Here is a 7605-nt window from a genome sequence, read left to right on the forward strand (position 1 = left end):
CGGGGGAGATCCGGTCGGGCGTGCGCATTCGCTCGGCCTGATTCACCCGACAATTCCTACGCTTTCCAGGAACTGAGCCCCGAGTCGTTTGGATGATATTGGGCACCATTAGATCGTTTGACAGTGGCCGACAGGTATTAGCCAAGCAAGGAGCCTTTCTCACTTTTGCGTCCGGGGCAACGTTCCTTACCGTGCGGCCGCCTGTTATCCGCCGCCGCCCGGTCCTAGAATGAATTCAGGACAGAACACTGCTCGCAAGACCAGGACCGGCACTTCAACTTCTGCTTATCGGACCTGGTGTCGGAAGTCGCAAATACATCGGGCGTTCGTTTCCAGCCAATGAGCCTTCACGCAGCTTATGCACTTGATATGGGCTCAAGAAATACCCGCCACTCATTTAGTACGCGGCATGCTTCAGACATCCCCGACCGCGCGTGGATGCCAATTCAAAACGGGCGTCAATGAAAAACGCCGCAAAACAGGATCAAACAGGAGACATCCTAGTGAAATTCAGTGAAGCTGTGCGCAAAATTGGCGCCATTTCCATCGGGAATCTTGGTGAGATCTACGATTTCACTGTATTTGGACTGTCGGTCCCATTCCTGGCGAAGCACTTTTTTCCAGTGGGGCAGCCCCTAGCGGCAATCCTGAGTACATTCGCTGTATATGCAGTCGCCTTCGGCGCGCGGCCATTCGGCGGCGTCCTGTTTGGCTATTTGATGGACCGGGTCGGACGGGTCCGAGTGCTCGTGATCACAATATGGTTGATGGCTGCCGGTACGGCATCTATCGGGTTACTCCCAACATACGACACGATCGGAATTGCAGCGCCGATTTTGCTCGTAGCTGCGAGGTTCGCGCAAGGGCTGGCGATGGGCGGTGAATTTACCGGAAGCATGATTTACATCGTGGAATCGGCGCCTCAAGGGCGTAGAGGCCAATGGGTGGGCATTGCGTTCACCTTCGCGACGCTCCCCTTGGCCATTGCGACAGCGATCCTTCTCGGATTTCAAAGCTTGATCGGCAAAGCGGACTATCTCGAGTGGGGTTGGAGAATCCCGTTCCTCTTCGGCGGGCTGATCGGTATATTCGGATTTGTGATGCGTAAAGGTTTGGACGATCCTGCTGAATACGAGTTGGCGCGCAAGAGTGCAGTGTTTGAAGACAAGTATCGAGGCTTGACGCGGTCAGCAAGAAAGTCGATGCTTTATGTTGCGATGCTCATGCCTATCCAGGCTGTGGCTGCGTACCTTCTCCTCGGCTTCATGTACACCTTCCTCATGAGGCAGGTTGGACTAGACTCAAAAACTGCGCTACTTGCAAATGGCGCCGGCATATTGACGTACTCCTTGCTTGGCGCTGCTGCGGGAACACTTAGCGATCGTTTCGGACGTAAAAGGTTGCTGACAGCTGGCGCTCTGTGGATAGCATTGGTCGCTTACCCGTCCGTCTGGTTGGCCGCCAATGGTTCTCTACCTTGGGTGGTGCTCGGCCAGATCGCAATTGGAATCGGTATCGGTCTGTATGGAGCCACGTGCACCGTCACAAGTACAGAGTTGTTCCCGACGCAGTCTCGCGCGACAGCGCACGCGCTTGCATACCAGATTACGGTTGCGATCCTTGGCGGCACCACTCCGCTAATGTGTGCCTGGCTGATTAGCGCGTTAAATACACCGCTCGCGCCAGGATGGTACGTCACTGGATTTGCGGTAGTAAATCTGTTGCTGATTCAGTTCCTGCCCGAGACAAAGGACGTCTTGCTTAGCCGATCGGTCTGCGACGATGGGCACGAGTCAGGGTTGCACGGCATTCCGGAACGACGCACCCCCGGCACTCTTCGAACCTAATGTCCTGTAATAAGAAAACTGGTCGACGCGTACAGCCGGCTGCTCGCGGTGACAGTGATTGGGTCTTCATCCGACCGTGTCCAATCAATGCCCTGTCTGATATGAAGTGAGCAACATCCCCACTACTCATTTTGAAACCGCTTCTAGAAGAATGATGAAGTCGAAACAAATGGAGAAGGGAATGGGAAATAGCAGGACGATCACTGAGGACAATGATCCAAGATTGCTTATCGCCAGACCCTGAGCGAGGCTTCAGAGTCAGCCACTATTGGCGATCGAGGATTGGGCATTACGTTTGCGTTGTCGCAGACAATGGAACAGGCTCGAAGGCGATGTTCCTTTATCGTCACCGAGATGGAGTCTGGTGCATCTTTCCGCCAGAACCAAAAAGACCTGTTATGCGGATTCCGGAACATTGTTAATTAAGAATGCGGAAGTCGATGAACCATCAACACATCTAACCGATGCTAAATTGCGACGATGCCGTCTGGTCGGATGGAATCGTGCACTGCTATTGAACAGGCCACCGGAGTTTGTCGGTGTACGCGCGTTCAGGTAGCCGACGCCGAGGACGAGAGGACGGTTGCTGTATCCGGCCCCCAGCGACCGGATCTGGTTTTCCGACATGTTGCCGGCGATGCCGTCGAAGCTGTACGTGCCACCGAGCGTCAGACCGTTGTAGTTCGCGCTTATGTACTTGACCGTGTTGTTGGTGCGGCATGTGTTGTTGAAGTTGTCCACGTCTTCCGGGTGAGCCGCGATGGCGCCACCCGCCTGGTCGCCTACTTCCAGCGGACCGACGTAGTCGACGACGGAGTCGTACTGGCTACCCAGCGTGACCATATCAAACTGGCTCGACATGCCGACGTAAGCCTGACGGCTGAACATGAGGTCGCCTTGAGCCAGCTTGCCGGCGTTCACGTCAAAACCGTTCTCGATCACGAAGATAGCTTTCACGCCACCGCTGAGGTCTTCCGTGCCGCGCAGAAGGAAACGGCTGCACTACAGCACGCCGCTCGACACGTTATACAAGTGGTGGCCATCTGCATTCGCATTGATGTTGAAACCTTCATCAATGAAGCCGTAAAGGGTCACTCTGCTCTGCGGGTGAGCCACGCCTGAAGATGTGCCCAATGCTGTCAGAGCGAGAAGCGACTTTTGCATCGAATGATCTCCGTAGGATTGTTTCTAGGTTCACTGTTTTGGTGCAACTCTAACCGCGGATATCCGCTACGAGTGCGGCATATCCGTTACCAGTGCCTTCTCCTTGCGCTGCAACTCCTCCTCGAGTTGCTTGATGTGCGCTGGATGTGTTCAGCCGCGAGATTGTGGGCCTCGGAGTGCAGGAAGCGGAATCTGCAGAACTTGCCGCGTTGCTTATGCGGCGCACGCGTCCGGCAAAGGGGCTGGCGGGACGTCCTCTGGTGCTGCACTCGGACAACAGTAGCGCGATGAAGGGTGTGACGATGCTCGCCACGCTCCAGAACCTGGGCGTGATGGCTTAGTTCAAACGACCACGCGTGAGTAACGACAACCCGTACGCCGAGAGCGCTGTTCCGCACGTGCACGTACCGGCCCGACTACCCGCGCAAGGCGTTCGCGAGTCTCGACGAGTCTCGTGCCTGGACGCAGCAGTTCGTTCGTTGGTACAACCACGAGTACAAACACAATGGCTTGAAATTCGTCACGCCGGCGCAGCGTCAAAGCGGCGTCGCTACCGAAGTGTTGGCGCAGCGGGAAGTCGTCTATGCGCAGGCCATGGCACCATGGCGCACAACCATCAACGGTGGTTTCGCTCGATCCGTAATTGGGAATTGAAGGACGAAGTCTGGCTCAATCCGGAGCGAATGCCTCGGACCGAATTAAAGCAGTGTGCGTGAAGTGACGCGGCAACTACGTTGACAAAGACCGCTATAAATTTTCGAAAGTATCAATTGTTAGCGGCGCTAGCGCGCCGCCCACTCTACTACCCTCTCTTCGCGTCATACTCTTTCAAGCTCGACAAGGATAAGATAATAACGGCTGCGATGACGTTCATCGTTGCAAGAAAGTACAGCCCTCCGGAGAAACTACCGGTTGCGTCTTTTACGAGACCCATCACCCAAGGTCCCGCGAAACCACCCAAAGCTCCAACACAACTGATAATGGCTATCGCTCCAGCGATCGCCGTACCGCTCAGAAACGTCGATGGAAGTGTCCAGAATGCCGAAACACAGCCATACGCGCCGAATGCCACAAAGCTGAAGGCTATCATTTTCACTTCGAGCGTCTGCGTGGTCGCAGCCGCGATCAGAGCGACAGCCGCCACGAACAGCGGAACGGCGGTATGCAACCGACGTTCTTTCTTGGCATCAGACCGACGGCCGAGCCAGACAATGCCAGCGCATCCGGCGATGTACGGGATGGTGGACACCAGCCCCGTGCGGAAGTTGTCCAAGCCGAAGTGCTTCACAATCTGTGGAAGGAAGAAGCCAACGCCGAACACGGTCAAAACAATGCTGAAATGGACAAGGGCCAGAAGGAGGATCCGCGGTTCCAGCATCGCCTGCAGTACAGAGTACTGGCGGACATCCATGCGTCGCTTTTCTTCCGCGGCCAGCGTGAAGGTAAGCCAGTCCTTTTCGTCCAAGGGCAGCCATTTCGCACTTTTCGGGTTGTCTGGCAGCCTGGAAAGAACGAGCCCCGCGAGGAGTATTGCGGGCACCGCTTCGAGAATGAACATCCACTGCCAGCCACGTAATCCGAGAAACCCATCGAGACCGAGAAGAGCACTTGAGATTGGACCGCCAATGAGGAACGCCATAGGGCCAGCGACTTGCAGGTAACTAATCACACGGCCGCGATACGCGGCAGGAAACCATGTGGTCAAGTAGTAAAGCATTGCGGGGAAAAAACCGGCCTCCGCCGCCCCGAGTAGCGCCCGCATGGCGTAAAAACTATTCGCTCCCTTGACGAAAGCCATTCCCGCCGCGACGACGCCCCACGTGAACATGATACGCGCGACCCACCGACGAACTCCGAAACGGGTCATCAAAATATTTGAGGGAACCTCCATGGAAAAATACATCAGGAAGAACAGCCCCGCTCCGAATCCAAATTGCGACGCAGTGATCCCGATGTCTTTGTTCATCTGGAGCGCAGCAATGCCGATGTTGGTTCTGTCCAGGTATGCAATGAAATAGCAGAGGAGGATGAATGGAACGAGCCTTTTTGTTGCCCTCCCAATCGTTCGCCGTTCGAGAGATTCATCGGAACGTCCAATTGCATAGACGCTGCTTTCATCTTCATCACTCGACTTGCTTTGTTCGAGCGTCTGCATATTTTCGTCTCCTTACTATAGTTGAGCGGCTTTGTCCGCGTCTACTGCCGGCGAAGTGGAATATTCTAAGCATCTCCTGCCTTTGTCATGAGGCTCAATTGCAAGGCGAGGTAAACTTGACTAAGAACACCGCGATAGTCTCTACCTTGATGTTCAAACATCGACTCGGCGCTCAGGATGTAATCCTCCATCTCGATTACCTAAGCAAGCTTGAAAACATCGATGATTACGGAAGTTGGAGGCTGCCGCATGCAGGCTTGGTGCGTTTCGTCGAAGGCTCCAGATTTAGAAACCGCATCGAGATTTGCTAGCAGGTTCCTCGTCTCGCCGTCCAACGAGACGTCACTTCGCACTTTCCGATCGTTCGTCATATCAGTGGTAATTTCAAGTGGAATATCGATTGACGCTGCAGCGGGAGCCGCCACCTAGAAGTATAGGCTCACGGGGAAGCGTGGGCCGGCGACGGAGCGCAAACGAGCATTGCGCTCAATGGAAAGCACGTTGGCACAGTGAAGACAGGAAACACTGATCCACACTTTCGGAATGGCACCAACAAGAGACCTCACCCGAAACTCTCAGTCCTTACTCCACCCGCTCGGCGCCGGCACTGAACACGGTCCTTCCACGCCGACGCTGGAGAAGTCGGCCGGGCCAACCACCTAGAGATATTCCATGTCCGACGAATAGTCGAATAGAAAGTGTCGGATTCCCGGACGTTGATGTACGCAATCACCCGCGGACACTAAAGTCTCTTGCTCCTCGTACATGAATTTCGCCCAGCCCTTGAGCATGTACACGATGTGAAACTCGGCATTGTGAACGTGCCATCCGGTTCCCGCTTCGGGTTCGGCGTTCGCGCGGACGAGATGTGCTACAACTTTTCCTTCCGTAGCCGTGGCGATTCCAAGGTCACGATAAACGAAAAAGTCCCGCAGGCCGCCGCTTTTGAACGCCGTGTCGCCGGGGTGCACGTGAGAGAAGTGAGTTGTCGCAGTCATGTTTTTGCACCATCAGAGTCTAAAAACTTCGCGTGGTCAATGGCAGGCTGCAACCGACCAGGAGGGTCAAGAGCTGGCGATTCGGTAAATTCGTTACCTGATCTCTTCTTCTGGCGTTATACCGAGTGCTACGAGAAAGCGCGCGACCATGTTGTAGGTCGCGATTGACGCTGTAATTTCCACGAGGTCTTGCGTGTTGAAACGTTGTCGCAGAGTCTCGAAAAAGGCATCATCGACTTGTACATTGCGCGTCATCTGTTCCGCATAGCGAGCAACCAGCGCTTCGTCCTCGTCCATTCCCTGAAGCGCATCGATGTTGTTCCGTTCAAGATATGCCTTCAATGATTCCAGTTCTTCCTGCGCTCCACCGGCAGCCAGGAAGTCTGGTGCATGGTGATGATATTCGTAGCGCGCACCGGTAATTAGCGCGACGGTGCAAATGCCCAGCTCCCGGAGCTTCCGGCTGACCCCTAGCTCAGTGCGCACCCCCTTCAGATACACGTTCCAGGCGCGGGCCAGCGGTTCACTCCAAAGCAGAGCGCGATCAAGGTCTATAAGCTTGCCACCACGGCGCTCAACGATCGCCTCGACGAGTTCAGCTGGTTGTGCCTTTTGTTCTATGGTCCACTTTGAGATACGCATAAGGTCAATACTCAGTTTCAAAATGTTGTTGAGGGTGAAGGAACGCCATATCGCTTTTCAATCTCTTGCAATTTCCTGAGGCCACCGAGGGCGGTGAACCGTTGAAGCTCGCGCACCGATCTACTACTCCAGCGACTGCCCCAGTTGACTTAATCTCTGTCAGCACTTCTCTCATCGCCTTAATCGCTGCGAGTGTAGCGAAGTTGGGAACCAACATGAGCCTGAAGCCCAACGCGCCACATCATCCACGAACAGGATCGGGGTCTTTTCGCTCGACGCCAGGTTGGACACACGCTTTCCAGGCAGACGTCTTCGGATCTCGGCAATCTCATCAATCGAGCGCGGCGACTCTACGAAGTGCATGTCAGCGCCCGCCTGCACGCCGGCGCTTAAAGGGCACCATCACGGGCCAACAACTCGCGCAAGTTTTTGGTAGGCGGTCTGATTCGGCGGCTCACCAAAGACTCCAGCCACCGCGTCACGCTCTCCGCAGGCGTCAATGCTCGAGCCTCCCCCAGCTGCGTTTCCGTCGTCGCGTCGTACATTTCCAACCGTCTCCAGTTCACTAACGAAAGCTTTCGAGGCAGGGTTGCGTGAAGCGTTCTGACAGAAACAATTCTAGAAATCCGCCATCGATTGAACTAGACGCCCCAGCGCCAAGCATCATTGCCCTAAGAGGCGTTAACAAAATGAGTTCTTCAGCTTTCGCCAGCAGATGATGCAGCAGGCAATTTTCATGAAGGCTTCATGGATGAATGCAAGCCGTTCGAAGCGGATGCGCAGTCGTCGAAAGTTATGA

The 7605-nt window shown here is 54.9% G+C and carries 3 protein-coding genes and 4 pseudogenes; 2 read left to right on the forward strand and 5 right to left on the reverse strand.

All coding sequences use genetic code 11. The features are described from left to right. The first annotated feature begins 461 nt into the window (after positions 1-461). Positions 462-1847: an MFS transporter gene (locus AB3X94_RS18215; protein WP_184128546.1), complete on the forward strand. Its 1386-nt coding sequence runs from the start codon at positions 462-464 to the stop codon at positions 1845-1847. A gap of 516 nt (positions 1848-2363) precedes the next feature. On the opposite strand, the pseudogene AB3X94_RS18220 reads toward AB3X94_RS18215, so the two are convergent. Then, positions 2364-3011 (reverse strand): annotated as a pseudogene (locus tag AB3X94_RS18220) (porin); the annotation flags it as partial. Between the two features lie 86 nt (positions 3012-3097). On the opposite strand from AB3X94_RS18220, the pseudogene AB3X94_RS18225 reads away from it, so the two are divergent. Next, positions 3098-3727 (forward strand): annotated as a pseudogene (locus AB3X94_RS18225) (transposase); the annotation flags it as partial. An 86-nt stretch (positions 3728-3813) separates the two neighbouring features. Here AB3X94_RS18225 and AB3X94_RS18230 read toward each other — a convergent pair. The 4 genes and pseudogenes from AB3X94_RS18230 to AB3X94_RS18245 all read right to left on the reverse strand — a co-directional run. After that, a complete protein-coding gene (locus AB3X94_RS18230) occupies positions 3814-5166 on the reverse strand; it encodes an MFS transporter (RefSeq protein ID WP_368612266.1) in 1353 nt (450 codons plus the stop codon). Positions 5167-5741: 575 nt separating this feature from the next. Next, a pseudogene (locus AB3X94_RS18235) lies at positions 5742-6164 on the reverse strand (cupin domain-containing protein). Positions 6165-6257: 93 nt separating this feature from the next. Further along, a complete protein-coding gene (locus AB3X94_RS18240; protein ID WP_368612267.1) occupies positions 6258-6827 on the reverse strand; it encodes a carboxymuconolactone decarboxylase family protein in 570 nt (189 codons plus the stop codon). Positions 6828-7487: 660 nt separating this feature from the next. After that, a pseudogene (locus tag AB3X94_RS18245) lies at positions 7488-7605 on the reverse strand (IS5/IS1182 family transposase); the annotation flags it as partial.

It is taken from the genome of Paraburkholderia sp. BR10923 (assembly GCF_040948765.1).
GTDB lineage: Bacteria > Pseudomonadota > Gammaproteobacteria > Burkholderiales > Burkholderiaceae > Paraburkholderia > Paraburkholderia youngii.

Bases quoted from the DNA above. Each gene is read 5' to 3' on its own strand.
- AB3X94_RS18215 (WP_184128546.1), top strand. From the start codon at position 462: ATGAAAAACGCCGCAAAACAGGATCAAACAGGAGACATCCTAGTGAAA.
- AB3X94_RS18230 (WP_368612266.1), bottom strand. From the start codon at position 5,166: ATGCAGACGCTCGAACAAAGCAAGTCGAGTGATGAAGATGAAAGCAGC.